Here is a 26,926-nt window from a genome sequence, read left to right on the forward strand (position 1 = left end):
AACCGGGTGCAATCTACTCATAGCCACCATTACAAGAAACAAGAAATATCAGTCCCTGATCCAAGGAAGCTGCTTTTTAACCAGCAGGATACAAAATAGGGATGCAGAAATGAATACAGAAATATTTTAATCGCCAAAGAGTAATAATCACAAATATGCATAAGTCTACCTCTATTACTCTTCAGCAAAACTAGCAGTTTTACCCCTACAGAAGAGTAAGTTTAACTGACCAGAAGGTCCAATCATCCCTTTTGGAGATTGGCATCCAGCCCAGTGGAAACTATTTTTGGTAGTTGAATTTTGTTTTCTTAAAAAAAATCAAACAAGGGGACCGAAAATGATACAGTTTTTTTCTGGAAATGAAAATATTTTCTTGATCTAGATACCATTATTAATGGGCATATTCAATATATTACATTCCTCCAAAGCTAACGACAGCTCTAGCATCTGTGAAGACACGATCCATGCGTTTAACGATGGCCTGACCATGACGGTTGACCACATCACCCTAAGTCGATACCAAATTCTAGAGCAACTATACGAAAGCTCTAGGACATTGGTTTATCGCGCCCACAACCAGGTCACTCAGACAGATGTTGTCCTTAAGATACTTAAAACCCCCTACCCCACTGCTCAAGAATTAGCTGAGTTCCGGCATGAATATGAAATAGCCCGCGAGCTTGATGTCCCTGGAGTCGTTCAGCCGACTGCACTTTTACCTTATAACAACGGCTTGGCGATTGAGATGCCCGACTTCGGCGGTATCTCCCTCTCCGATTTTGCAACCCCTTCGACCGAGCATGGGAAGCCCCGTTCTCCCATGGCTATCCATATATTTTTAGACATTGCTCTTCAGTTAGCGAAAGCGTTAGAGAGTCTGAGTCAGTATCAGATTATTCATAAGGATATTAAGCCTCACAATATTGTTGTTCACCCTCAAACCTTAGAAACAAAACTAATTGATTTCAGCCTGGCATCTCTATTGCCTCGAGAAAGCACTGCTTTACTGAGTCCTAAATTGCTAGAAGGAACGCTACTCTATCTTTCTCCAGAGCAAACGGGACGCATGAACCGGAAGGTGGACTATCGAACAGACTTTTACTCTTTAGGCATTACGTTTTATGAGTTGCTAACGGGCCAACTTCCTTTTCAGGCCCAAGATCCAATGGAATTGGTACATTGCCATATTGCTCAGGTCCCTGTTGCGCCGATCGTTATCAATCCCAATATTCCCGAAGTCCTCAACCAGATTGTCCTGAAGCTGATCGCTAAAATGGCTGAGGATCGGTATCAGACCGCCTATGGACTCCATTACGACCTAGCCTACTGCCGTCATTTACTGCAAGAGCAAGGGCAAGTGAGTTCTTTTGCCCTTGCTCAAGAAGATCAGCCGACGGATTTTGTCATTCCTGAAAAATTGTATGGCCGAACCCAAGAGGTTGAGATATTACTCAATACCTTTGAACGGGTTGCTCAAGGGGCCAGCGAACTGATGCTGGTCTCAGGGCATTCTGGTGTTGGCAAAACAGCCGTAATTAGCGAAATTCATAAGCCCATTGTTCGGCGACGGGGCTATTTTATTCAGGGCAAGTTTGATCAGCTGCAGCAGAGCATGCCCTTCGCGGCACTTTTACAAGCTTTCCAAGATCTATGTCAGCAGTTATTGATGGAAAGCCCTGAGAGCGTCAAGCAGTGGCAAACCAAAATCCTGACTGCAGTGGGTGACAATGGCCAAGTCATTATTGATGTAATCCCTGAAGTAGAGCTGCTCATTGGTCCCCAACCCCCTGTGGCTGAACTCGAGCCTGGACCTACTTTAAATCGATTTAACCTTGTTTTTCAGCAGTTTTTCCAGATCTTTCCGGGGGTCGATCATCCTCTGGTTCTCTTCCTAGACGATTTGCAATGGATTGATTCTGCCTCCTTAAAGTTCTTGCAATCTCTGTTAGAAGAGTCAGAACGAGGGTATCTATTGCTGATCGGGACGTATCGAGACAACGAAGTTCTGGACGCTCATCCGTTGATGCAGACCCTAAGACGGCTCGAACAATCAGAACTCACCATCAGTCGGCTCCATCTGACAGCTTTACAAGCCAAGGATTTGAATGCACTGATCTCAGACACCTTGGCCTGCTCACCAGAGCAAACCTGTACCCTCACCCAATACTTGTTTCAGAAGACCCAGGGGAACCCCTTCTTTAGTCGACAATTCTTGCAAACGCTGGAGAAAGAACAGCTGATTCGGTTTAACCAAACCTTGCGATCTTGGGAATGGGATATTACTGAAATTCAGGCCTTGGCTCTGACAGGGGATGTCGTTGAATTTATGCGACGTCAGTTACTCAAGCTCTCGCCAGAAACGCAAGAAAGTCTCAAACTCGCGGCATGCATTGGTAATCGTTTTACCTTGAAGACTTTGGCCATTGTCTCTGGCACTAGCGAGGAGAAAACCGCTCAAACTTTATGGGAAGCTTTGCAGGCTGGGCTACTTGAAGGTATTAAAAATGTCAATCTGACAGAACAAATCCAAGCGGCTATAGACGAGAATCAACCTCTATCAATAGAGTCTCGAACATCAGGATTAGCCCCATCCATCAGCACCTATACATTCCTCCATGACCGGATTCAGCAAGCGGCTTATTCCTTAATTCCATCGGGACAAAAACGAGCCACTCACTTAATGATTGGTCAACAGTTACTCAAGCTAGTTCCGGAGATGGAGCGGGATGAGCAAATCTTTGAGCTAGTCAATCAGCTCAACCGCGGGGCTACTCTGCTGGAAACATCAGAAGAACAGGTGAACCTGGCTGAACTCAACCGAGTTGCAGCCAAAAAGGCACGGACCTCTACTGCCTATGATCTCGCTGCTGAATATGCCTCAATGGGTTTGACCCTTTTGGGGAAAGACGGATGGCAGCAGCACTATGATCTGACGTTGGCCTTATCTGAGCTGGCCGCGGAAGCGGCTTACTTGCACAGTGCAATTGGGACCATGGAATCATTGGTCGAGTCAATTCTCGCCCATGCCGCTCATCCCCTTGATCAGGTAAGGGCGTATGAAATCCAAATCCAAGCCTACACTTCTCATAACCGACTGCTAGATGCCCTGGCCACCGCTCGCCAAGCCCTGGCTCGCTTTGGTATCCATTTTCCAGAATCACCTCAGCCAGAAGATATCCAAGCGGCCTTCCAAGACCTTGCCCAAGAAACGGCACTGTTCAACGTTGCTGAGTTTGGCAATTTGCCAGTGATGCTTGAACAACAGCAGCTTGCGGTGATGGGAATTGCGGCCAGTATGATCCCAGCAGCCTACATTGCTGCACCTGATTTATTTCCCTTAGTGACGGTATTGGGGGTTAAAACCAGCATTCGCCATGGCAACTCCCCTCTGGGGGCTTTCTTTTATGCCACCTACAGTATTTTACTCACAGGGGTGTTGCAGGATATTGACCTGGCAACAGAGTACAGTCACTTGGCACTCCAGGTGATGGAGAAGTTTGATGCCAAACCCGTTCAGCCCGCTGTTCTATATAGCTTGGGCGCGTTCGTTACTCATGATTCAGTGCATCTCCAAAATGCGATCGCACTCCTGCGCGAAGGTTATCAAATTGCATTGGATACAGGCAATCTAGAATTTGTTGGCTACTGTGCTAAGGATATTTGCCAATATTCCTATTTCTGCGGTCAAGACTTGGGCTCCTTAACGTCGGACATCCAAGCCTATGTCAAGATTCTAGACAAATTCCAAATCGCCACTACCGCCTCGTTTACCCGCCTGTTTTGGCAAGTGGTTCTCAATCTGCGAGGCCAAAACCAAACCCCCACCCAGTTAGTGGGAAAGGCCTATAACGAGGCGGATGTCTTACCTCAGATGGTGAGCACCAGCAATGTTGCGGGGCTGCACTTTTACAGTGTGCATAAACTCGTTCTCGGCTATTTATTCCATGACCGCGATCATCTCCAGGCCCTTGCGGATCAGGCCCGTTTCTATCTAGACGGCGGCCCCGGCTATTTTACGGGAACGATTTATCACTTTTATGACTCCCTAGCCTTATTGGCCCTCGTTCCCACCGGATCGAGTATTCCTGAACCTTGGCAAGAAAGAATTGAGCAGAACCAGGCTTACTTAAAGCGCCGTGCTCAGTATGGTCCCATGAATGTCCAGCACAAGTATCATCTGGTGGAGGCGGAACGCTATCGAGTCTTAGGTGCTCATCTTGAGGCCATTGATGCTTACGATCTCGCCATTTCTTTAGCAACAGAGCATCATTTCACCCAAGAAGCCGCCCTAGCTCAGGAACTCGCCGCTCGGTTTTATTTGCAATGGGGCAAAACCACCATTGCCCAGACTTATATGGTGAATGCCTATTACGCCTACGAACGCTGGGGGGCAACCGCCAAGCTGGCAGACCTGGAAAGTAACTATGCCCAGTTACTTGCCCCATTCCTGAATAGTGGGCTGCGAATTCAGGCATTAGAGTCCTTTAGTTTGGCCCGAACCCAACCCACCCACTCCAGCCACCAAGGTGGATTTAAAGGCCTGGACTGGGCTGCAGTCATGAAAGCCTGTCAAGCCCTATCTGAAGAGATTGAAATCGAGCGACTCCTAGCCACCACAATGCAGGTGGTCATCGAGAATGCTGGCGCAGAGCGAGGCTGTTTGTTGTTATACCAAGATCAACAGCTCTGCTTAGTGGCGCAACACCCAGAGCAGGCAATGCAGCTTCCCATTTCTTTGAACCATGTGGGAATTAATGGTCACTTGCCTCTATCCCTGATTCACTACAGTGAACGAACCCAAGAAACCCTGGTCATTCAGGATGGTCGTACTGAAACCAAATTTGCCGGTGACCTCTATCAAATTAATCAAGCGCCTCTGTCTCAGCTGTGCATGCCAATTCTACGGCAAGGGGACTTAGTCGGATTACTCTATCTAGAAAATAATTTAACTCCTGGGGCTTTCACCCCCAATCACTTAGAAGTCCTCCACCTGCTCGCTGCCCAAGCCGCCATTTCCATCGACAATGCCCAACTCTATGCCTCAGTTGAGAAAAAAGTCGCCCAACGGACCCAGCAACTCCGTACAGCCCAGCTCGAAGCCGAACACGCCAACCAAGCAAAAAGTGATTTCCTGGCCAGCATGAGTCATGAACTGCGCACTCCCCTCAATGCCATTTTGGGGTTTAGCCAGTTAATGGCCCAAGATGCGAGGTTGCCGCAGCACCTAGGCGAATCTCTCGCCATCATTAATCGTAGCGGGGAACATTTACTTGATCTGATTAACGATGTATTAGCCCTCTCCAAAATTGAGGCAGGGAAAACCACCCTTCAACTCGATACGTTCAATTTTTATGAATTTTTACAGGCCATTCATGGCATGTTGCAGCTGAGGGCTAAATCCAAAAACCTGGACTTTCACTTCGAACAATCCCCTGATATCCCTGAAGTCATTCAAGCGGATGAACGCAAACTTCGCCAAATTCTGATTAATTTATTGGGGAATGCCATTAAATTTACGGAACAGGGGCGGGTGACATTGCGAGTCACAAACGCCCACTCACAATCAGAGGGATTGACTCCCCCAGATATTTCTGTCCTCCAATTTGAAGTAGAAGACACAGGGGCTGGAATTGCAAAGGATGAACTCGATAGCGTTTTTGAAGCCTTCGTTCAAACCCAATCAGGCATTAAATCCCGGCAGGGTACTGGCCTAGGGCTCCCCATCAGTCAAAGCTTTGTGCAGCTCATGGGAGGCCAACTCCAAGTCCGCAGTGAAGAGGGTATCGGAACTTGCTTCTTTTTCAATTTGCCGGTTTTGGTAACGACCACTCCAGTCACCCACAAGCCGTCCCAACAGAAAATTCTTCGATTAGCGGAAGATCAACCAAATTACCGCATTTTAGTGGTGGAAGACCAAGTCGATAACCAACGACTCTTAATCGATCATTTATCCCCCCTCGGTTTTATGATGGCTGCCGTCAATGATGGTCCATCAGCCATTGAAAGTTGGCAATCTTGGCGCCCTCATTTAATCTGGATGGACTTACAGCTACCTGGGATGAATGGGCTAGAAGTTGCCAAAAAAATCAAGGACTTAGCCGCCGCTAGTAACAGCCCTCCGCCCATCATCATTGCCCTTACCGCTAATGCATTTGATGACGTTCGTATTCAAGCCCTGGCCAATGGTTGTGACGGATTTGTCAGCAAGCCTTATATTTTGACGGAGATATTGGATTTAATGGCTGAAAAACTCAATCTTAGTTGGATTTATGAGGAGTCGACCCCTGTTCAGCCTCAGACCATTCCCGTTCGAACCCTTGACCCTGAACATCTCAACCGACTGCCGCTCACTTGGCGAGAGCAACTCAATCAGGCCGCTCTATTTTTAGATGAAGGTAAAGTGGTTGATCTTATTTCAGAAATTGAACCGAACCATCAAGAAATTGCTGCAAGCCTATACCAACTCGTCAAGGACTATCAGTTTGAAAGACTGATTCACTTAACTGAGTCTAGCTGAGGTGAACCGTTCTCACCCTCCGCCTCTTTCAAGACATTACACCTATTAATTGCGGTTTACTTTACACCTATAATTTCTGACTGCTGATACCAAGCCAATAAAGCCGCCTGATAAACCTGTTGCCAAGATAAATGATGCGTTTGGGCAATCTGGGCACAGTCTTCATATTCGGGCTGGACGTTTACCAACTGCTGATCATGATAGGCCAGCTTAATCTGTACTGGACCATAAGCCGTATCAATCGTTTTAATTTCTCGTTGTAGAGCGGTGCGTTGCTGTTGCGATCGCCGAATACCCAGCGTACTCGTCTCTTTAAATATCACCGTTTCACAAGCTGAGACGGTTTCAGGGCGGCAAATCACCGTCAATAGAATGCCAGGCCGGGACTTTTTCATGCCCACTGCCTGGGTAAACACATCTAACGCCCCAACTTGAAACAGGGCATCAAAAACATAGCCAAAGGCTTGGGGGTTGAGGTCATCGATTTGCGTCTCCAGCACAGTTACGGTTTCAGGGTGAGTCCCTGAAGCTGGAGATGCTGCCGATTCCCCCAGCCAAATACGGAGGATATTCGGTAAAGACAAGTCCAGGGTGCCTGCCCCCAAACCGATCTGGTGGAGAGACAGGGGGGGAGGAGGCCCAAATGATTGAGCCAGGGTGGTTGCGATCGCAGCCCCCGTTGGCGTCACCAATTCCTTGTGAATACCATTGTCATAAACCGGTACTTGTCGCGTTTGCCAAAGCTGTAAAACCGCTGGGACTGGAACCGATAATTTTCCATGAGCTGCTTTGACTGTCCCGCCTCCAGTGGGGAGGGCTGAACAAAACATCTCTTCAACCCCCAACCAATGCAGACCTAAACAAGTGCCAACAATATCGACGATGGCATCCGTTGCTCCTACTTCATGGAAATGTACTCGATTGGGTTCAATTCCATGCACCTTACCTTCGGCAAGGGCTAAATTTCGGAAAATATCTAAACTCCAGCGTTCAGCCTGGTGAGGTAATCCAGCGCTCAAAATCAGACGTTCAATTTCCGGCAAATGCCGGTGGTGGGAATGCTGATGTTTCCCTGGTGGCCCAGGCTCAGCTCCCAGCTCAACTCGAACATAGGTGGCTTGCTGGCTTTGACGGTGAACAGCGCTGACCTGTAATTCAAATTCTTGCTCAATGTCCAAACGCCTGAAATAGTCTTGGAGTAAGGAAAGGGGTACCCCCAAATCTAAGAGCGCTCCCAAGCACATATCTCCGGCAATGCCTGTAGGGCACTCGAAATAAGCTAGTTTGGTCATAGAGGGCAGTCCCCGCGCGGGAGCATCGAATTTTAGTGTACCTGTCCTCATGGCTGGAAAGCCAACTGGTTTTGCTCATGGAACAAAGCCAGATGACAAAGGAGAAGATCATGGCCCAAATTTATACAGTTCATCCTCAAGATCCCCAACAGCGAACGATTGACGCTATTCGGGCTGATCTACTGAATGGAGCGGTCATGCTCTATCCTACAGACACGGTTTATGCCATTGGCTGTGATATCAACGCCAAGGCTGCGGTTCAACGGGTTCGGCAAATCAAGCAGATGTCCAATGACAAACCGCTGACATTCTTATGTTCATCTCTCTCGAATATCGCTCAGTATGCGCGAGTGAGCGATTCAGCCTACAAAATCATGCGTAAGCTGATTCCAGGTCCCTATACCTTTTTGTTGCCTGCCACCAAGCTCGTCCCTAAATTGGTCCAAAATCCCAAGCGAAAAACCACTGGCATTCGAGTGCCGGATCATCCAGTCTGCCTGTCCCTATTGGACTCCCTAGCCACTCCGATTATCTCGACATCCGCGCATTTCTCGGATCAGGAAAGTGTTCACGGCTGGTCAAAAAAACAAGAGCCTCTCACCCCAGTTGAACTCTTTGATCATTTTGATAAGCAAGTGGATCTAATTATCGAAAATGGCCAAGACCTAAGTACTAAAGTCTCAACGATTTTAGATCTCTGCCAAGACCAGCCTGCAGTCGTTCGCGAGGGGCTGGGTTGGGATACCCTTTCATCCGAATTCGCCTGGGTTTAGTTTGGGTCCCGCAAACGGTAATAGTCTTCTAAGGTTTGTTCCACCGCATTCAAGATATCGTTTTGTTGCCACCCCTGGTAGAGATGAGCTGCGATCGCACATCCTCCTGCACCGACCCCTTCTTTCACAAACCCCTGCTCAAATATCTGTAACTGTGGATAGCGCGAGGTGGCGAAACTGAGCTGAGTCGCCACCAAGGGCACCTCACCCACCTGATTCGCGAGAGCAACCGTATCTCCAGAAGGATCCTCAACGACCCAGCGGGTGGTCCCTACCAGCAAGTTATCAGGGGTCCAAGGCAGTCGAAATATCTGTGAAATCTGTCTCGCCAAGGCATACACCGCCAGCATTTGTGTCCCCCCTGCCAACATCACCCCACAGGTTCGACTGGCCGTAATCATCATCCCTGCCACCACAACTTGCATGGGATCGCCCACGGCCGCCACTAGCGCCAATGGATGGGCCAGCCAGTCCTGCTGCCCCGCTTGAGCTAAACCAGCCTCGACCAGCTGATGCTTTTGCTGATGATTACAAACTGGATGACTGCTATTGACCTGGCCTGCTACCGAAAAGCCTAACCCTGTCAATATCCCCTGGGCTGTTGACGTCCCCCCCACTACACATTCAGCCAAGATGAGATATCCATCTGCCGCTTGCTTCGCCAGGGTTTCTCCCCACTCCAACCCTTGTTGGAATAACAGCTCAACGATGGGTAGGGGGAGAGCCATACCTGAACTAAGACAACGGGCCGCTTGTCCTCTCAAATCCACCGTGGGAACCGGGGGCGAATGCCTTAAACCTGCATTGAAGAGCTGGAAAGGAAAGTTTTGAGAGGTATAAATGGGCCATGAAATCATGGCTGGAGACACGCCTTGAGCAAGATCAGGTAAAGGATAGGTGGGCTGAGATTGAGGGCCGTTGAACAAGAACTCTGCATCAGCGAGGGCCGTCAAACTTCGATCTGCTGGTGTCGCCCCCGCCGTCGAAACATTAGGAATCAATCCTGTCTCCGTAAATCCCAAGACACAGGCAAAAATCGGTGAACGTCCTTCGTATTGCTTCAGCCACTGATTCCCCCGTTCTAGCTGGGTATACACCCGCAGCATAGGTTATTCGTCCTGGTATTCAAGAAAGGTTTGCAGCCATAGGGGCGGATCAGGGATAGATACACCGATGCGATCAAAAACGAGCCAAGCCACTAAGTGAACCAACAGGATATATAAAAAAGCATTCAACAAAATCAAACCAACCGCAAAGAGCTGGATGACAATCACATCGGGCTGCAGAAGCAGACCTAACTTAATCACCACCCAATCTAAAAAGCCTGTAATTTGACGGTTAATATAAATCCAAAGATTCGTCCCGACCAATAGGGATAGTAGGTTGAGCTGGAAGAAAAATCCAATAGCCATCACCAGGATGCTCCAGCCCATCGAAATGGCCCAGCTGACCTGCCGTTTCCACAACCCTCCTAATATGACCCCCACCACACCATAAGGCATTAAAAACTGAATACTCCGAGGAGGCCCCATCAAAACGGTAATGAGAAGGGTCGTCACCCAAGCGCTCATCCATGCGGAACGATTGCCCCACCGCGAATAGATCAAAGCGGTGGGAATAGGGAAAAAAATCCGTAACAACGGTCCCAGGGGGAAATAGGTATTGATATACCAAATTAATGCTGTCGCACTAGCCAAAAAAGCCGTCTCTACCATAGGTAGTGGCTTATCGACTGGATTGGGAGGGACCTTGGACATTACCGGCGTAAACTGAGAACGTTATTCTTCCGACGCTGAAGACTGAAATTAATCTGGCTAATTCGCTGGTGGATCAAACCCCCAAGAGTATGCTCACCCATACGCAAGCATCAACGTTTCGATCCGACTGGAATAGGCCAGTCTACAGATGGATAACCCAACAGCTATAGAATCAAATCTTCTAGGGCATCAGTATCAATGATGCACAGCACATCCTGATTGCGTTGAATAAGGCCTTTGTTTTCCAGCTTACCTAATTGGCGAGTCACCGTCTCTCGGGCCATGCCGCTAAGGCTGCTTAACTCTCGATGAGGTAAATTGGGAATCTCTATGCCCCCTTTCCCTTCTATTCCTTGACCTTCTGCTAAGAACAGAAGGATATCGGCCACGCGGGATTGAGCATCTGCCTCTCTCAATCGTAACCGCCGATTAAGCTGCCGCAAACGACGAGCCATTAGCTTGGCCAGACGGATGCCAGCTTGAGGCTGCGTCTGCATTAAGTTCACAAAATCCGTAGAAGGCATATTCGCTACAGTTGTGGGGGTAAGGGTAATCACATCTGTAGAACGGGGAACCTCATCTAAGGGAGCCATTTCGCCAAAAATCTCACCCTTGCCGACAATATTTAAGGTGACTTCTTTGCCATCGATGTTATAGGTCCGGATTTTGACCCATCCATTCAAAATGAAGTAAACGGAACTTCCCCAATCATTTTCTAGAAGAATCACCCTATTTGCAGGATGTTCGCGGGTCACAACTTGAGCAACCGCTTGATCAACTACTGGATCAGGTAGACCAGCAAAAAAGGGCGTTGAACGAAGCTGAGTTTCTAGTTTGTCGTCACGGGAACTGTGCCGATCATCCATAGACGTTTTAGGGGGGAGAAATGAGACGGTATCAAAAGGAGTGAAGCACAATTACTGGCTTGAAGCAACCATAACAAACAAACTTCCCTCCTTGAGGAAATCTTGAAGGAAAGTTGCAGACCCTAACATTGTGTGTTACATTTCTTAATATTGAAGGTTTTATTGATTGATGAGCTATCTTCTCCCTCTACATATCAGGCCTTCCTCTTCCCAACACAGCTTATTGAACCAGTCGATTTCTTCCGGCTGGTTCTTCCCAGTTCATGAATATTCCCTAAGCAGATAACAGTTGTTTAGATTTCATTACTTTGCGGTCGTAGACCGTGATACCTTAAAAACTGGTGCGCTTTGTAAAAGAGACTTTTTTCAAAAGCTTTTTACATAAGGCTGTGACTAGATTCAACCCCTGTGAAATCTACTTTCCTGAATATTCACCTAGATTTTTCGCGGCAAGTGGGCTGCAAGATTCAGAACGGTTCTCATATTTACTAGGCTTATCAATAGAGAATTCAGTGGTAATCATACGGCAGAGTAGCGTGGCGGTGGGCACTTGGCTTATGCCAAGTCACCCTCCTGTTCAAATCTAGTGTCCTTTTATTTTTTTTAGCTCATATATCAATCTTCTGGAGGTATTCTCAATGTCCATCCGCCTATACGTCGGTAATTTACCCAAAGAGTTGGACCGGGACGAACTAGCTGCGTTATTCACTGCAGAGGTGGGTGAACTCACGTCCACGAAAGTGGTTACCGATCGAAAGACCGGTAAATGTCGCGGGTTTGGTTTTGTCACTGTGGAAACAGATGAGCAAGCAGACCAAGTGATTGCTAAATTAAATGGGCATATGTTCAAAGACAATGCCTTGAAAATTGAGAAAGCCTTACCGAAGAGCAAGGAAGCAAATAGCCAAGGGGCAGGCAATAACGCCCCCCGTCGTGGCAACAAGAACAAATCTCGCTCTTACACTCAAGCAGAAGCAGCTCAACCTGATCCAAGATGGGCTGACGAGTTAGAAAAGCTCAAGGAAATGTTGTTTGCTCAAACTCAGTCTTAAGTCGTCTTCATATCTTCAGACTTTTGATATAAAGACCCTTGATACAGCGTTTGCTCTTGATGAGTCTCTAACACGCAATCTGAACGGGGATAGGCCACGCAGGTAACGGTATAGCCTTGGCCCATCTCCGTTGCGTTTAAAAATTTCTGTTCTGCCTGATCGACAGTTCCACTCACGAGTCGGGCAACACACGTTGAACAATCCCCCTGTCTGCAGGCAGCAGGGAGAGGTAAGTCATTCTCTTCGGCAATATCGAGAATGTATTCATCCTCTGGAATGGTGATCGTTTGATCCAGTCCTAAGTCAGGGTTGATAAATCGGACTTGGTAGGTTGTCATGATCAGGTGGACGCACCCTGTACGCAATGAATGGCTTGTAACAGTCCCCTAGCCTTATTGAGGGTTTCTTCATATTCTCGAATAGGTTCAGAATCCGCTACAATTCCTGCCCCTGCCTGCACTGTTACTAGATGTTGACCCTTGGTTTGTTGTTGGACAACCATGGTGCGGATCGAAATGGCTGTATTCAGCTGTCCCTCAAAATCGTAGTAGCCATACACCCCTGAATAAGGACCCCGCCGACATCCTTCTAGCTCATGGATAATTTCCATGGCCCGGATCTTGGGTGCACCACTGACAGTACCGGCCGGAAAACAGGCCTTGAGCAAATCCCAGGCGGTTTTGTCATCCGCAAGTTCTCCCACAACATTGCTCACGATGTGCATGACATGGGAGTAGCGTTCAATCACCATGAGATCTGCTGACTTCACTTGAACCGACCCTTTGCTACAGACTCGCCCCAAGTCGTTCCGTCCTAAATCTACGAGCATGACATGCTCTGCGATTTCTTTTGGATCCTGGAGAAGTTCTGTCGCTAAAGCCATATCTTCTTGGGAGGTTCGACCGCGGGGACGAGTCCCAGCGATGGGTCGCACGGTTACAGCCAATCCTCCCTTCTCCTGGGTGCTATGTTCCGCTTTCACCATCACTTCAGGACTGGAACCAATAATTTGCCAATCTTTAAAGTGCAGGTAGGACATATAGGGCGATGGATTGATCAAACGTAAGGATCGGTAAAGCTCAAACGGGTCGCCCTGATAGGCTGTAGATAACCGCTGGGATAAGACCACCTGGAAAATATCGCCAGCCTTGATATAGTCTTTAGCCTGCTGAACATTGTGACAGAATCCAGCTTGGGTCGTATTGCTTGTAAAGTCCGCCGTAACGGACTGAGTGGGCGTCATCCCCGTCAGCTCCAAGCTTTGCCGATCGAGGGGCTGTTGTAGCTTTTGGACCAGATACTCAACGCGATCGCAAGCTTGCTGATAAGCAGTCTTTAAATCAGGCGTTTGTTGCAAGTCCGCATAGGCAATAACCCAAATTTTGCGCTGGACCTGATCGAAAACCATTAAATTATCCACCTGCATCCACAGCCCATCCGGTAAGTCTGAGCTAGCTGCAGGATAGATCGGTACCCGGGGTTCAATCCAATTAATGAGTTCGTATCCCCAGAAGCCAACCAGACCGCCAATTCCAGCAGGAAGCTGAGGAAGGGTTACGGGGTGATAGGGCGCTAAACAATCTTGGAGAATTTGAAACGGGTTACCGGGAAAAGGCACTACCGATCCATTCCGATGGGTCTGGGTCGTTTGCTGACCGCGAGTTTCCAAAATCCAGACTGGATCACATCCCAAAAGGCTATATCGAGCCAGATGTTCTCCCCCCTCAACGGATTCCAATAAGAAACTGTAGGGTTGATCGGCACAGACCCGATACCAAGCTGAGACTGGCGTATCTAAATCCGCAATCCATTCTCGATAAACAGGAATAAAATTGCCCGATCGGGCCAATGCTTCAAATTGACTAAAGTCAGGCAAAACTGTCACTGCAACAACCTATTGATTGAGAGAAATGGCCAAAAACACGTTAATGGCTAGACAATATCAAAAAAAAGTTGAACCCCACCAATGGAGGGGTTCATAAAGTAGAAGAAAAAATGCGCAACACAATCAACCGAAGTTGAAAGGGTTGTTTTGGAGGTAATCGGCCTAATCGTAGGCTTTCTTGCCTGTGTATTTGATGGCACCAGGATTCGGGTTTTCACCAATGGAGCGAGCGACGCTATTGACTGCCGCACGGCCTTCATTGGATTTTTCAGGAAAGACCCCATCTTTTGGATGAAGGAGAGTATTCGATCCATCCGGTAACACCCGGTAGATCTTATAATCCATGATCTTCTTAGTGCGCAGTTGTCGGAGACCCAGAGCAAGGCATTGTTCTTTGCGAGCAAGATACAAGAGATTTTCTCCCTCGTTCATCACCGCTGCGCCACCAGTAGGCATTTCGAAGACCTGTTGCTTCGGACTTGTCCAGGTGATGGCATATTTTTCTTCTGTTTCAGCGCTCGAGAGCAATCCGCCAGTGCTGCCGCCGAACAATGGAGTTTGTCCAGTCAGTGTTTCTGCCATTAACTTTTCTCCCAATACGGTACTGATTGAGGTACCTAAATCTCTTCTAGAGGGCATCCTATCATCGCGTCCGTCCCCTTTAATCAAGTTCAGCTGGATCTGTTACAGTTCTTCAGGGATCAAGGGCAGGAGGAATCTACAGACCGATGATTCGGTAAAGAAACCTGAGGTGAAGAGGAGGGCGTGTGAGGCTGGGGAGGCGTCTGTACACTGTGAATCGTAAAGTGCATCGTGGTCCCCTGATTCCGTCCTTGGGATGAGGCCCAAATTCTTCCCCCCAGATTATGAATAATTTGACGACAGATAGCCAAGCCTAAGCCAGTTCCCCCGGTGGTTCGCCTGAGGGCTCCTTCTTCTTGATAAAACCGCTCAAAGACTGAACCTAAACAATCGGGATCGATACCCCTACCTGTATCCGCAACGGTCACTTCTAACATCTGTTTAGAGGCGACTTTCGCATCAATTGTGATGTGGCCATCAGCCTCGGTGAATTTGCAGGCATTGTCCAATAATTTGGCCAACACCTCAACTAGCCACTCGCCATCGACTTGGGCCAGGGGTAAGTTTTCAGGGATATGAGCCTCAATCTTAGGAAGGGGCTGGCTCTGCGCCCTAATATTACTAAGGGCTAAATTCACACATTCTTGCAGGGCTAAGGGTTCAGAATTCCATTCAATTCTGCCACTTTCTAAGCGGGATAGAGTTAAAAAATCTTGGATGAGCTTGCGCATGCGCTCAGCATCGGAAAGCGCCGTGCTCAACATAATTTGCTGCAGTTCGGGTGCCATATCCGGCTCATTGGTCAGACTCTCTAAACAAATCTGAATGGTTGAAAGGGGGGTCCGCAGTTCATGGCCTGTGATTGCAATTAAGTTACTTCGAGCTTGTTCTAGATCTGCCAACTGCTGGTTCAGAATGCCTAAGTCAGCAAAGGATTGGGCTTGAATAAGAGCAATACTGATTTGAGAGGCGATCACATCCACTAACGAAATTTCAGCGTCCTTCCACGCCATCTCTTTTTGAGAATCCGACTGGTGGAGTTCAACCATCCCCAGTAATCGCCCTTGGTACCACATGGGCACCAGCAAGAGGGTCTGGATTTGAGCCGTCTTTACCCAATCCTGCAACAGGGCTGACTGCTGTAAACGAACATCAGCCATCGCATCACTGACATACACCCACTGCTGAGTGTGGAGCACGTCCTGAAACCAGGGGTTGTCCCGCAAGGGCCAGGTTTGGCCTTTCAGGACAGGCTGCCCGGGTTGAACAAACTCATATTGCAGTTTGGTCACCTTATCCTTGGCCAGACATCGGTAGATTAAACAGCGGGCTGTACCCAGGGTTTGTCCAAGCTCTTGTACCGCGACCCCTAACACATGATCTGGGTCCAGGGATCGGCGGATTGCAGCCGTAATGGAGTTGACTAAGTGTTCTTTACGGGCTTGAGTGGCAATTTGTCGGTAGGCCTTTTGTTGGCGATACTGGCTGGCCTGCAGATAAGTGACCAATCTGTCCGTAAACGGACCTGGCTCCGTTTGCCGAACGGTCGAAGCCACATAAGGAACAATCTGAGCGAGGGCCTGAGTCACCTTGGGGGTGAGGTGGGGACAATATTGGCTGATTCTCTGCAAGAACAAATGGGCCGCTTGACAACTCACCCGCCGATCAAAGGTCCAGATGCCTTCGTAACGACGAGCTTGATCCATCCGTGGGGCATTTAAGGCATCTGAAGTCTGGAGTTGAGGGTGTTCACGACAGGCAAGGCAAGCCGCATATTGTTGGCCTACAACAATTACGTGCCATTCCTGAGTCAAGGGATCGGCGGCATCAAAGGCAATCGTTTCATAGGGCTCGGCCCCATCCCCAAACTCTTGTTCAGGGGTCGCCAGAATATAGACTTGTGGTGAGCGAGCGGCCAGACGAGCATAGCGGTGGAGAGCCTTACGATAGTAGCGTTCCCGTTGACAGCTAATAATCACTAAAGGGTGATCAGTCCCTGCAAGTACTTGATCTTCCATGGCCCGCGATAAAGCCGTGAGGGAAGACTTAAAATACATTTGCGGTCTAAGCTGGGGCTGTGTCTCCAGAAGCTCCTGTATCAGGGAGGTAGCAATGAGCATCAACGTTGGCTTTGATCGAAATACAGTAAGTGCCGCCAAAACCAGCCTACTCGATTCTCCCAGCCTTACAGCACTCTAGAAAAAGGCAAAATATCGTTATTACATGCAAAAAGTTGATTAGTTATGAATTTGGCGTCTTTCCCTTGGCTAGAAGCTGAAATAATTCGTCATAGTTTGAGACTAATAAAGAGTTATCAGCACTGGACAGGAAAACCACTGACAGGGGATGCTCCTTCCCCTGCCGAGATCGCCCATGATTTATTTCATGCCTCTTTTGTACTGCTATCCCATGGTACAGAGACTGACCCCGTTCTTAATTACGGCAACCAGCCTGCCCTTGATCTCTGGGAAACAACCTGGCCTGAACTGACTGCGATGCCCTCTCGCTTGACCGCAGAGCCACATGAGCGGCAAAGCCGGACCCAGCTCCTCCACCAAGCCGCCCAGCAACACTATATTCAGAACTATCAAGGGATCCGGATCTCCACCACGGGCCGCCGATTTAGAATCAGCAATGCGGAAATATGGGATATCTGGGATGAGCAAGAGCAAAAATGTGGACAAGCAGCCAAGTTCAGCCACTGGGAATGGCTATAAGTCGCTTTATCCCCCCCTCAGGGCGACCGCACATAGAAGTTAACAAAGCCGTCGAATTCGGAAGAGGTGGAGGATAATGCCTCAAAAACAACGCTCAGCAAGCCATGACATCCTCTCCCTTTGCCTCAATTATTGAACACTTCAGCGACTTAGACGACCCGAGAGCAGCCCACCGCATAGAGTATTCGCTAGAAGATATCATCATCATCACCCTATGCGCTGTCCTTTGTGGAGCAGATAATTGGGTGGAAGTGGCCAACTATGGTCGTTCCAAAGCCCAGTGGTTAAAGCAATGGATAGCATTGCCAAACGGTGTTCCCTCCCATGACACCTTCGAGTGGGTCTTTGCCAGATTGAAACCTCAACAATTGCAGCAATGCTTTCTCAATTGGACTCAAGCCATCTATCAACTGAGCGCAGGAGAATTGATTGCGATTGACGGCAAGACACTCCGGGGCGCGATTGCGCCAGGTGAGCAGTGCAGCTTGATTCACATGGTCAGTGCATGGGCCAGTCACAATCGTCTAGTTTTAGGTCAACGCACCGTTGACGAGAAATCCAATGAGATTACGGCTATTCCTGAATTACTGAAAGTGTTAGAGCTTGAAGGAGCCTTGGTCAGTATTGATGCGATGGGCTGTCAAACAGCGATTGCCGAGACGATTATTGAGGGCCAAGGTGATTATGTGTTGGCCCTCAAAGGCAATCAAGGTGATTTATATAACGATGTGGTGCAACTGTTTGACCATGCTTGTCAGACTCAATTTCAGGGGATTGAGCATGATAGCTATCAAACCGTCGAGAAAGGGCATGGGCGAATTGAGCATCGCACCTATTGGACAATGGGGCAAACCGATTACTTACTGGGGGCTGAGCGTTGGGCTCAATTGAAGTCGATTGGGTGCGTTGAATCGTGTCGTCGTCAGCCAGGACACCCAGGCACACTTCAGCGGCGCTATTACCTTTTGAGCATTGAGAGTGATGCACAACGGTTTGCCGATGCTGTGCGCTCTCATTGGGGGATTGAAAACCAGTTGCACTGGATTTTGGATGTGGGATTTCGTGAAGATAAACTGCGTGCCTGTCAGGGATGCAGTGCTCAAAACCTATCCGTCATTCGTCATATTGCTGCTAATTTGCTGCAGCAAGAGTCAACGGCTAAATGTGGGGTTAAGGCAAAACGGCTCAAGGCAGGTTGGGATGATAACTACCTGGTCAAGATCCTCAGCGTTGCTGCCAAGGGAATACCTTCTTCATGAAGAACTATGTGCGGTTGCCCTGATCCCCCCCTGGCTAAACTGGACTGCCTCCTAAATCGGCCCCTTGCCCTAAATACTCTTAGTTATTCTTACTTAATTGAGCAGGTAGAGGTCCAGGTTTAACGGCAATGGTTTGCTCCTTCCCATTACGTGTAATTCCTAATTTTAGAGAGTTTCCTAAGGATGTGGCATCAACCTTCTGCTGAACTTGGCTAGCCTTACTAATGGATTGGCCATCAATTTCACGAATAATGTCTCCAGGACGCAAGCCTGCTGCTGCTGCAGGAGACTTAGGAATCACTTCAAAGATTAAGACACCTTTCTCGTCTTTGACTTGAAAATCCACATCTGGGCTGCTGTTGATGCGCTCTTTTAGTTCAGGGGTCAAACCAGCCATCCGAATACCCAGGAAGGGATGATCCACTTTACCTTTGGCAATCAGTTGATCAGCAATCCGCTGGGCTGTTTTGATGGGAATGGCAAATCCCAGGCCTTGAGCTCCCCCAATAATGGCGGTGTTCATACCAATGACTTCACCAGCCTGGTTAAGCAAGGGTCCCCCGGAATTACCGGGATTAATGGCCGCGTCCGTTTGAATAAATCCAACCCGCTTATCTGGAACGCCCACGTCATTGCTGGTACGCCCTGTCGCACTGATAATGCCTGCGGTCACGGTGTTATCCAAGCCGAGGGGGTTACCAATAGCGATCGCCCATTCACCCGGCTGTAGCTCATCTGACTTGCCCATTTTTACCGTGGGCAGATCTTTGGCTTTAATTTTAATGACTGCAACATCCGTCAAGGAATCTTCTCCCATCACGGTGCCTTCATAGCTACGGCCATCTTTGAGAACGACTGTAACTTTATCCGCCCCATTCACCACGTGGGCATTGGTGAGGACTAAGCCATCATCACTGATGATAAATCCAGACCCTGTTCCCCGTTGAACCCGTGTGCGAGGTTGTTGTCTAGGAATATCTCGGCCAAAAAACTCCCGGAAGAAGGGATCGTCAAACAGCCTGGATCGACGACGGCTCACGGTGCGAGCAGAGTCAATCCGGACCACGGCTGGTCCTACCTTTTCCACCGCACGGGCGATAAAATTGGTATCCGTTTGCCCCGGGAGCGGCTTCGGCAATTGAGCGACACTCGGTTGAGGTAAAAGACTGTTACTCGGAATAACCTGTGTTCCCAGGAGTGTACCTAAGGAACCGACTAACAATAAAGATAGATAGGTCGCGGACCTTTGGACTGAAAATTTCGCTGACATATCGAACGATAACTAAAGGACTATGGGATAGCAGTGACTTAAAGGAACAGAATGGATCATGTGGGGAATAAAAACTTAGCCTTTAAGGGAGAGAGTGCTCCGGTTGAACAGACTTACCTTGGCAAGGACATTAGCTTCTTGGACTTTGTTACTTCTAAGAATGTTTCCTGAAGATGAGGCTTGACCATTCACAGGCTTGGGATAGAGCCATCGCTGGGCTACAGAAGTTTTGGGGGTACAGTCAGTTTCGCCCTTTACAGGGAGAGGCTGTTACCAGCCTACTGAAACACCAAGATGCCTTGGTGATGCTGCCAACTGGCTCGGGTAAATCCGTCTGCTTTCAGCTTCCAGCACTGTTACAGTCTGGCCTAACGATTGTGATCTCTCCTTTGATTGCTCTGATGGAAGATCAAGTGCAAGCACTCCAGGCAAAAAAGCTACCTGCTGGGATGATTCACAGCCAGCTCTCTTCTCAGAAGCGTCGGCAGACATTGCGACAAATAGAACAGCAGCAATTACGCCTATTATATCTATCTCCCGAATCCTTGTTGAGCCCACCCATTTGGCAGCGGTTAGGGGATCCGCACTTGCAGATTCGATGTTTAATTGTGGATGAAGCCCACTGCATTGAGCAATGGGGGAGCAGTTTTCGCCCAGTCTATCGCCGCTTAGGGTCGATTCGGGATGCGCTATTGCCAAAGAACAGTGCCGCACCCATTACCGTAGCCGCCTATACGGCGACCGCTAAACCCACAACACAAGCCGCAATTCAAACCGTACTTCGACTGCATCAGCCTCAGGTTCTGAGTTGTAGTCCCTATCGAAATAATCTAGATTTGACCGTTGAAGTGGCCTGGACCCCTGCCTGTCGGCGACAAAAACTTTTGGCATTTATTGGCCGACAGGCCCATTCGGCAGGACTGGTGTATACCTCTAGCCGACGTTTATGTGAGAGTTTAGCCGCTTGGTTCTGCCAGCAACATCAGCCCACGGTGGCCTACCATGCGGGACTCAGCGCGCCTGAACGTCGCCGCATCGAAGCTCAGTGGCTTCAGGGGAAGCTACCATTTGTGATTTGTACAAGTGCGTTTGGCATGGGAATTGATAAACCCGATGTGCGGTGGATCGCCCACTATCATCCCCCTTTGAGCTTAAGTGCTTATCTGCAAGAAATCGGTCGGGCTGGTCGAGACAACTTGCGATCGCAAACCCTGCTGCTAACCAGTGAACCCACTGGTTGGCTGGATCCTCAAGATCGGCAAATGCGACAATACTTCCTCAAACAGTTGAGGGGACAACAAGCATCCGCCCAGCGGTTGGTCCATCGACTTCCCCGGCAAGGTCATATTGACACCATCACAAAAGCCTTCCCAGAGGCCGACCTCGCCCTAGCGCTCCTGCATCAGTCGGGTCATCTCATCTGGGAGGATCCATTTCACTTTCGAATTCTGGCTGCTCAAGGGTTCAACCCTCCCCTCATTCCCACCAAGCTGGATATCACGGATTATCTCTACACCCGCCAATGCCGTTGGCAATTCATTTTGCAACAGTTTGGTTTTGACCAAGAAGCGCATCACTTTCGATGCGGCCATTGTGATCGCTGCCGTTCCCGCACATCCAAGTCCAGATCCTTCCATTAAGCCCCTCGTAAAGGGCCAAGGCGTTGGCTGTAATTCCCTCCAAGAAGGAAAAGTGTGGGGCTTACCCACCTCCTGAATTTTCAGGGTTAAAAGAGGTTGTCTGGTCCCGGCCAGCATGATTTGATAAGGAGGATCTAAGTTAAGTGTGTACCCATGCCTCTTCTTATTCGAGTCCTTGAATCCGTTGGTTGGACCTTCTTAAGTGTCGTCCTGTTCTATGTGGGGCTAAGGCTTTATGACATTTTGGACCCGATTGATCATCGCGCCGAAATCCGTAAAGGGAACTTGGCTTCCGGCATCTTGCAGGCTGCCATTGTGATTGCCCTTGCAGCCATCGTCATTGCCGTTATCTTGACCCCAGATATCTCCTAACTTAGAGACTCAAGCGTTCCTTAAGTACCTCATCGGAAGCCCGGAACCCAACTAACACAGGGGCGCCATCTTTCAGAATCAAAGGACGCTTGAGGAGCATGGCATCTTCAGCAAATGCGGCAATCCACTGGTCTTCGCTCCAGGTTTTTTTCTGTTCTCCTAAAGCCCGATAGGCCCCACCCGATGTGTTCCGCATGGGCTTAGAGCCAAACGTATCAACCCAAGCAGAAATTTGTTGAATGCTGGGGGGTTCTTCCTTTGTATTAATAAACTCAAACTCTAGCTGATTCTCTTGCAGCCATTTCAATGCCTTCTTGCAGGTGCCGCAAGTGGGGATGCCATAGACCTGAATAGTCATGTATTGGTGATTACTGAGTCAACGAAATTATGGAACGAATTTAAACGAGTATCATTTATTTGTACATCCCGACTTTCCATAAACTTCATTAGTTTATGAAACTTTGGGAATAAATCTAGGGCGCTATCAAGATTAAACGCGAAATTTTTTATCTATCAAAGGCAGAAGCTGATCCATTGCCGTAGCAGCTTGAAAGTAATATCCCTGATAGTGAGAACATCCTAATCTTTGTAGGCAGTGCAACTGAGAGGAGGACTCAATCCCCTCAGCTACAAAGGTTACCCCTAAGCTGTTCGCGATCGTCAGAATACCTTTCATGATGCCTTCCTTGGCTGGATCAATGTCGATATCGCTGACAAAAGTGCGGTCAATCTTAAGGGTATCGAAGGATAAATTCAATAAGTAAGCCAAGGACGAGAAACCTGTTCCAAAATCATCGATGGCAATTCGAACTCCCTCATTTTTTAGGGCAGTCAACAATTGACTGGGAACTTCACCGGGATGTAGAAACACACTTTCTGTAATTTCTAGTTCTAATGCAGAGCCGGGTAGTTTGGCAGCGGTTAGGGCTCTCCTCACCCGCTTGACTAATGTACAAGGCGCTAAAAATTCCTGAGCAGAAATATTCACCGCCACATACAGATGAGGATAGGCACTGTTAAGGGGAGCAAGGATGGCTAGGCTATGGTCCAGAACCCAATCTGTTAGGGCAGCAATCAGATGGCTTTCTTCGGCGATGGGAATAAAGGTCGAGGGGGGAACAATACCTAAGGTTGGATGATGCCATCTGACTAATGCTTCTAAACCCAAAATTTGCCCTTCAGGGCCGACCTGGGGTTGAAAAACCAGGTTTAGTTCGTCCTTTTCAATGGCAGTCCTTAAAGCATGCTCAATGGCCAACTTGCGCTGTAGGGTTGCAGACAGCTGAGCACTGTAGAACTGATAATTATTGCGCCCTTGAGCCTTCGCCCGATACATGGCCAGATCTGCCTGCTTCATCAGCTCACTGGAGGTTTTTCCTTGAGCTGGATAAAGGCTAATGCCAATACTGCCACCAATAAAGATCTCGTGGTTTTGAACGTGAAACGGGGTTCGTAATTGCTGAAGAATGGCTTGAGCCATTTTGGCTGCTGCATCTGGGGATGCGGCCCGGGGAAGTAAGACCACAAATTCATCTCCGCCCAGGCGAGCCACGGTATCGGATGAGGTCACAGCCCCCTGGAGCCGCTGAGCCACTTGGCAGAGCAATTCATTTCCAATCGCATGACTCAAGCTGTCATTCACCTTTTTAAAGCCATCTAAATCGATGAAGAGCATGGCAAAGGGTGTGGGTTGATCCGCCGTCTTAGCAATGAGGGCTTCTAAGGTATGGCGAAATAAGGTGTGATTGGGAAGAGCCGTCAAGGCATCATGATGGGCCATAAAGTGAAGCTGATCCGTGAGGGAACGCACCTTGGAAATATCTTCACAGGCCAACAACAGTTGAGGAATTCCTCGATGATCATGGACTCTACGGGCATTTTGACGAGCCCAGATCAGGGTGCCATCAGCTTGGAGCATTTGCGCTTCACGGCTGTAAATCTCGCCAATTTCTAGGTTAGATAAGGTTTGTAAGTAAGCCTGAATTTCTGCAGTTTGGTCATCCGGGTGGAGGATGCTAAACGGGGAACCAATCAGGTGATCCACTAAATATCCCAGTTGACTCGCCCCAAAATGGCTGACACGGTGAATCATGCCCTGTGAATCAAGGGCCAGCAGCAGTAGAGGACTGCCATCGATAAAAAGGCGTACTTGCTCTTCACTATCTCGAAGAACGGCGGCGGCTTCATCTTGTAAGCGAATACGCTCAAAGGTTGAGCCCATTAGTTCGGCCAAGGTCGTTAAAATCGACAATAATTGATTGCCATCTTTGATCCGCTTAGACGAGGCAGCGTTGAGAATGCCTGTAATTTCACCCATTACATGAACAGGAACGCTCCAGCCACAGCGCAATCCTGCTTCCATGAGCATGGCATGTTCGATAAAATCGCTTTCACCCAACTGAGCAAAGAAATAGGGTTGGCCTAGCTCATAAATAAACCCCAAGCCTGATTTCTCTTTGGGTAAAACAATATCCGTGGGTAAATAGGCATCTCCGGTAAAGCGGAAAATGCGAAATCCTTTTAATTCTGGGGCTGGTTCAGCATAGCTAACGCGATCCACCGGAATAATTTTTTTGATGGCCTTTGCGATCGCATCAAAGACTTCCTCATCAGAAATAGCGGCGGATAGTTTGCGGGCAATTTCGTTCAGTACCTGCAGTTGCTCCGCTTGGGACCGATACCCTTCCATAGCCACCTGGGTCTGTTTGAGCAGCATTTGCCGCTCCAGGTTGGTGGAAATCAAGGTCGTGATTTGAGTCAAGAGGCTAAGAATTTGCGTCTCAGCCAAACTCGGATTGGAAAAAGCCGCATTCACTGCCCCGATGGCTTGACCATGAATCATCAACGGTACGCTGACGAATAGAGACATGCCCTCTGCAGACAGACGGACGATATCGAGATAGGGACTGTCGGGAGACGCCCAGTTTACCTGGGGCTGCCCTGTTCGAACCGCTAATCCTGCAGCTGTTCCGTCACAGGGAATGGTTTTACCGATCGGGCTGACGCCTTCTATCCCGTTTAATGCATAAATTTCTAGCTCATGCCCTTCTTCTGTGAGGAGGATGATACTGGTTCGAGCGACCGGGAGAATATCTGGGATATAGGCTGCAACCGTAGCATAAACATCCGTTTCTGATGTAGCCGATGCGATCGCAATAATCAGTTTCCCTAATGCGATCGAAACATCAGGATTCTCTAAAATCGATAGGGACTCAGATAAACTCACAAATTAAGAGAGCAAAATGGATGACAACACTATTACTTAGGGTGCCCGCTATTGCAGTCAGCTATTTAGCTAAACCGAGATATGCTCAATTGTTGGCTGATTTAAAAGGCTCAACGGTATCGTTTTAGTAGAGCCAGAAACACAGTTGCTGAAGCATTTCTCTCCCCCCGATGATATTCCCTGCGGGCAGTTTAGATATCTTTTCAGGAAATCTATCCTTTATGCAAGCGTAAGGCGACTGAATATACGGTAGATCATAGTATCGAGTACTTCTCAAGTGTGTCGATCGCTTACCCCATCGTTCTAGTGCATCTAAATCCCTATGGCAGCTTCTAATCCTTCCAAACCTCTTCCACTCCCTCCTGGCAGTTTAGGCTTACCAGTGATTGGAGAATCATTGCAATTTTTTCAAGATTCTGATTTCGTTTCCAAACGACAGGAACGTCATGGTGCTATCTTCAAAACCCATATATTGGGACGCCCAACTGTAATGATCTATGGGGCAGAAGCCAATCAGACCATCCTAGGCAATGAAAGCAAAAATTTTGAAAATAGTTGGCCAGCTTCGACAAAAGCATTACTCGGCCCTTTGTCCTTGGCACTCCAAACTGGGGAGCTGCATCGCAACCGTCGCAAACTGTTAGCCCAGGCTTTTAAACCTCGAACATTGGCCACCTATGTGGAAATCATGGGTGATATCGCCCAGCAATATACCCAGAAATGGCAGCAAGCTGAAACGCTAACCTGGTATCCAGAATTGCGTAGTTTCACCTTAGATGTGGCCTGTAAGCTCTTTATTGGGCAAGATAATGGCTGTCAAACACCTTTAGGGCAACACTTTGAAACTTGGTGTGCGGGGTTGTTCTCTTTGCCAATTTCGTTGCCTTGGACAAAATTTGGTAAAGCCAAACGCTGTCGGGACCTGCTTTTACAAGAGCTAGGGCAGACCATCCAAGCACGACAGTCAATGGCAAATCCTGGGAATGACACCTTGGGATTACTACTGCAAGCGCGGGATGAGCAAGGTCAAGGACTGAGTCAGGATGAACTCAAGGACCAGATCCTCCTGATGCTGTTTGCTGGGCATGAAACTTTAACATCAGCGATTACCTCTTTCTGTCTTCTAACAGCCCAACATCCAGAAATTACCGCTCGTCTCCGCCAGGAACAACAGCAATGGAAATCTAAAGAGGCTTTGACGGTAGACGACCTCAAACAAATGACTTATTTGGAGCAAGTGCTGACGGAGGTAATGCGGCTGATCCCACCTGTGGCAGGGGTGTTTCGCACGGTGCTGCAAACTTGTGAAATGGATGGATACCAAATTCCCCAAGGCTGGTCCGTTCAATGTTCTATTGGCAGTACCCACCAAGATCAAGCCCTCTATTCCAACCCAAAACAATTTGATCCTGAGCGATTTAGCCCTGAACACTTGGCTCAACAGAGTACAGAACAGCAGAGATATGGCTATGTTCCTTTTGGTGGAGGGATTCGAGAATGCTTAGGCAAAGAGTTTGCACGGCTAGAGATGAAAATCTTTGCAGCTCATTTACTGCAGAACTATGAATGGCAACTATTACCAAACCAAGCTTTAGACTTGGTTGTTATCCCTTCTCCCCGTCCACGAGATGGCCTCAAAGTGACCTTTAAAGCTTTGTCTGAGTAATTTTCAGTTGTATATTCAAGAATTAAATAATGGGCGTACCCAATTTCGTTAA

General features: G+C 48.4%; 19 protein-coding genes. 8 read left to right on the forward strand and 11 right to left on the reverse strand.

Annotated elements, in window-relative coordinates:
• Positions 1-394: 394 nt before the first annotated feature.
• The gene (locus AM1_RS23250; protein ID WP_012165360.1) at positions 395-6,517 is read left to right on the forward strand and encodes a hybrid sensor histidine kinase/response regulator; all 6,123 of its coding nucleotides are present in this window, start codon (positions 395-397) and stop codon (positions 6,515-6,517) included.
• Between the two features lie 56 nt (positions 6,518-6,573).
• On the opposite strand, the gene larC is transcribed toward AM1_RS23250, so the two are convergent.
• Positions 6,574-7,809, reverse strand: coding sequence for a nickel pincer cofactor biosynthesis protein LarC (larC, locus tag AM1_RS23255; protein ID WP_012165361.1), 1,236 nt, complete (start codon positions 7,807-7,809; stop codon positions 6,574-6,576).
• Positions 7,810-7,919: 110 nt separating this feature from the next.
• Here larC and AM1_RS23260 point away from each other — a divergent pair, with 110 nt between their 5' ends.
• On the forward strand, positions 7,920-8,582 hold the full coding sequence (locus AM1_RS23260; protein ID WP_012165362.1) for an L-threonylcarbamoyladenylate synthase: 663 nt from the start codon (positions 7,920-7,922) through the stop codon (positions 8,580-8,582).
• Here the strand turns inward: AM1_RS23260 and cobT are convergent.
• The 3 genes from cobT to AM1_RS23275 all read right to left on the reverse strand — a co-directional run bounded on the left by cobT (position 8,579) and on the right by AM1_RS23275 (position 11,205).
• Positions 8,579-9,688: a nicotinate mononucleotide-dependent phosphoribosyltransferase CobT gene (cobT, locus tag AM1_RS23265; protein WP_012165363.1), complete on the reverse strand. Its 1,110-nt coding sequence runs from the start codon at positions 9,686-9,688 to the stop codon at positions 8,579-8,581. The two genes, AM1_RS23260 and cobT, sit on opposite strands and share 4 nt — an antisense overlap.
• A gap of 3 nt (positions 9,689-9,691) precedes the next feature.
• Entirely contained in the window at positions 9,692-10,339 is a 648-nt protein-coding gene (locus AM1_RS23270) for a DUF2232 domain-containing protein (protein WP_012165364.1), read from the reverse strand.
• A gap of 164 nt (positions 10,340-10,503) precedes the next feature.
• On the reverse strand, positions 10,504-11,205 hold the full coding sequence (locus AM1_RS23275; RefSeq protein WP_012165365.1) for a Crp/Fnr family transcriptional regulator: 702 nt from the start codon (positions 11,203-11,205) through the stop codon (positions 10,504-10,506).
• A 638-nt stretch (positions 11,206-11,843) separates the two neighbouring features.
• Between AM1_RS23275 and AM1_RS23280 the strand changes: the two genes are divergently transcribed.
• Positions 11,844-12,257 carry an RNA recognition motif domain-containing protein gene (locus AM1_RS23280; protein WP_012165366.1) on the forward strand — a complete coding sequence of 138 codons (414 nt, stop codon included), beginning with the start codon at positions 11,844-11,846 and terminating at the stop codon, positions 12,255-12,257.
• Here AM1_RS23280 and AM1_RS23285 read toward each other — a convergent pair.
• The 4 genes from AM1_RS23285 to AM1_RS23300 form a co-directional block, all read right to left on the reverse strand.
• Positions 12,254-12,595, reverse strand: coding sequence for a 2Fe-2S iron-sulfur cluster-binding protein (locus AM1_RS23285; RefSeq protein WP_012165367.1), 342 nt, complete (start codon positions 12,593-12,595; stop codon positions 12,254-12,256). The genes AM1_RS23280 and AM1_RS23285 overlap by 4 nt on opposite strands.
• A gap of 2 nt (positions 12,596-12,597) precedes the next feature.
• Positions 12,598-14,142: an anthranilate synthase component I gene (gene trpE, locus AM1_RS23290; RefSeq protein ID WP_041660278.1), complete on the reverse strand. Its 1,545-nt coding sequence runs from the start codon at positions 14,140-14,142 to the stop codon at positions 12,598-12,600.
• Between the two features lie 162 nt (positions 14,143-14,304).
• Positions 14,305-14,724, reverse strand: a complete 420-nt coding sequence (gene psaD, locus AM1_RS23295; RefSeq protein WP_012165369.1) for a photosystem I reaction center subunit II PsaD — start codon at positions 14,722-14,724, stop codon at positions 14,305-14,307.
• 119 nt (positions 14,725-14,843) lie between these two features.
• A complete protein-coding gene (locus tag AM1_RS23300; RefSeq protein WP_012165370.1) occupies positions 14,844-16,844 on the reverse strand; it encodes a DICT sensory domain-containing protein in 2,001 nt (666 codons plus the stop codon).
• A gap of 123 nt (positions 16,845-16,967) precedes the next feature.
• On the opposite strand from AM1_RS23300, the gene AM1_RS23305 reads away from it, so the two are divergent.
• Positions 16,968-17,441, forward strand: coding sequence for an MEKHLA domain-containing protein (locus AM1_RS23305; protein WP_012165371.1), 474 nt, complete (start codon positions 16,968-16,970; stop codon positions 17,439-17,441).
• A gap of 104 nt (positions 17,442-17,545) precedes the next feature.
• A complete protein-coding gene (locus AM1_RS23310) occupies positions 17,546-18,700 on the forward strand; it encodes an ISAs1 family transposase (protein WP_012165372.1) in 1,155 nt (384 codons plus the stop codon).
• Positions 18,701-18,779: 79 nt separating this feature from the next.
• Here the strand turns inward: AM1_RS23310 and AM1_RS23315 are convergent, their stop codons facing one another.
• Positions 18,780-19,970 carry an HhoA/HhoB/HtrA family serine endopeptidase gene (locus AM1_RS23315; RefSeq protein WP_012165373.1) on the reverse strand — a complete coding sequence of 397 codons (1,191 nt, stop codon included), beginning with the start codon at positions 19,968-19,970 and terminating at the stop codon, positions 18,780-18,782.
• Between the two features lie 173 nt (positions 19,971-20,143).
• Between AM1_RS23315 and AM1_RS23320 the strand changes: the two genes are divergently transcribed.
• Positions 20,144-21,610, forward strand: a complete 1,467-nt coding sequence (locus tag AM1_RS23320; protein ID WP_012165375.1) for a RecQ family ATP-dependent DNA helicase — start codon at positions 20,144-20,146, stop codon at positions 21,608-21,610.
• Between the two features lie 153 nt (positions 21,611-21,763).
• Entirely contained in the window at positions 21,764-21,982 is a 219-nt protein-coding gene (locus tag AM1_RS23325) for a DUF350 domain-containing protein (protein ID WP_012165377.1), read from the forward strand.
• Between the two features lies 1 nt (position 21,983).
• On the opposite strand, the gene AM1_RS23330 is transcribed toward AM1_RS23325, so the two are convergent.
• The gene (locus tag AM1_RS23330) at positions 21,984-22,340 is read right to left on the reverse strand and encodes a Spx/MgsR family RNA polymerase-binding regulatory protein (protein ID WP_010468205.1); all 357 of its coding nucleotides are present in this window, start codon (positions 22,338-22,340) and stop codon (positions 21,984-21,986) included.
• A 132-nt stretch (positions 22,341-22,472) separates the two neighbouring features.
• Complete coding sequence (locus AM1_RS37740; RefSeq protein WP_012165378.1) at positions 22,473-25,208, reverse strand: bifunctional diguanylate cyclase/phosphodiesterase; 2,736 nt, start codon at positions 25,206-25,208, stop codon at positions 22,473-22,475.
• A 322-nt stretch (positions 25,209-25,530) separates the two neighbouring features.
• Here AM1_RS37740 and AM1_RS23340 point away from each other — a divergent pair, with 322 nt between their 5' ends.
• Positions 25,531-26,874, forward strand: coding sequence for a cytochrome P450 (locus AM1_RS23340; RefSeq protein ID WP_012165379.1), 1,344 nt, complete (start codon positions 25,531-25,533; stop codon positions 26,872-26,874).
• The last annotated feature ends 52 nt before the right edge of the window (positions 26,875-26,926 follow it).

Origin of the sequence: Acaryochloris marina MBIC11017, from assembly GCF_000018105.1 — a bacterium.
GTDB lineage: Bacteria > Cyanobacteriota > Cyanobacteriia > Thermosynechococcales > Thermosynechococcaceae > Acaryochloris > Acaryochloris marina.

Coding starts and splice junctions, on each gene's coding strand:
- AM1_RS23250 (WP_012165360.1), top strand. CDS start 395: ATGGGCATATTCAATATATTACATTCCTCCAAAGCTAACGACAGCTCT.
- larC (WP_012165361.1), bottom strand. CDS start 7,809: ATGACCAAACTAGCTTATTTCGAGTGCCCTACAGGCATTGCCGGAGAT.
- AM1_RS23260 (WP_012165362.1), top strand. CDS start 7,920: ATGGCCCAAATTTATACAGTTCATCCTCAAGATCCCCAACAGCGAACG.
- cobT (WP_012165363.1), bottom strand. CDS start 9,688: ATGCTGCGGGTGTATACCCAGCTAGAACGGGGGAATCAGTGGCTGAAG.
- AM1_RS23270 (WP_012165364.1), bottom strand. CDS start 10,339: ATGTCCAAGGTCCCTCCCAATCCAGTCGATAAGCCACTACCTATGGTA.
- AM1_RS23275 (WP_012165365.1), bottom strand. CDS start 11,205: ATGGATGATCGGCACAGTTCCCGTGACGACAAACTAGAAACTCAGCTT.
- AM1_RS23280 (WP_012165366.1), top strand. CDS start 11,844: ATGTCCATCCGCCTATACGTCGGTAATTTACCCAAAGAGTTGGACCGG.
- AM1_RS23285 (WP_012165367.1), bottom strand. CDS start 12,595: ATGACAACCTACCAAGTCCGATTTATCAACCCTGACTTAGGACTGGAT.
- psaD (WP_012165369.1), bottom strand. CDS start 14,724: ATGGCAGAAACACTGACTGGACAAACTCCATTGTTCGGCGGCAGCACT.
- AM1_RS23300 (WP_012165370.1), bottom strand. CDS start 16,844: ATGCTCATTGCTACCTCCCTGATACAGGAGCTTCTGGAGACACAGCCC.
- AM1_RS23305 (WP_012165371.1), top strand. CDS start 16,968: ATGAATTTGGCGTCTTTCCCTTGGCTAGAAGCTGAAATAATTCGTCAT.
- AM1_RS23310 (WP_012165372.1), top strand. CDS start 17,546: ATGACATCCTCTCCCTTTGCCTCAATTATTGAACACTTCAGCGACTTA.
- AM1_RS23315 (WP_012165373.1), bottom strand. CDS start 19,970: ATGTCAGCGAAATTTTCAGTCCAAAGGTCCGCGACCTATCTATCTTTA.
- AM1_RS23320 (WP_012165375.1), top strand. CDS start 20,144: ATGAGGCTTGACCATTCACAGGCTTGGGATAGAGCCATCGCTGGGCTA.
- AM1_RS23325 (WP_012165377.1), top strand. CDS start 21,764: ATGCCTCTTCTTATTCGAGTCCTTGAATCCGTTGGTTGGACCTTCTTA.
- AM1_RS23330 (WP_010468205.1), bottom strand. CDS start 22,340: ATGACTATTCAGGTCTATGGCATCCCCACTTGCGGCACCTGCAAGAAG.
- AM1_RS23340 (WP_012165379.1), top strand. CDS start 25,531: ATGGCAGCTTCTAATCCTTCCAAACCTCTTCCACTCCCTCCTGGCAGT.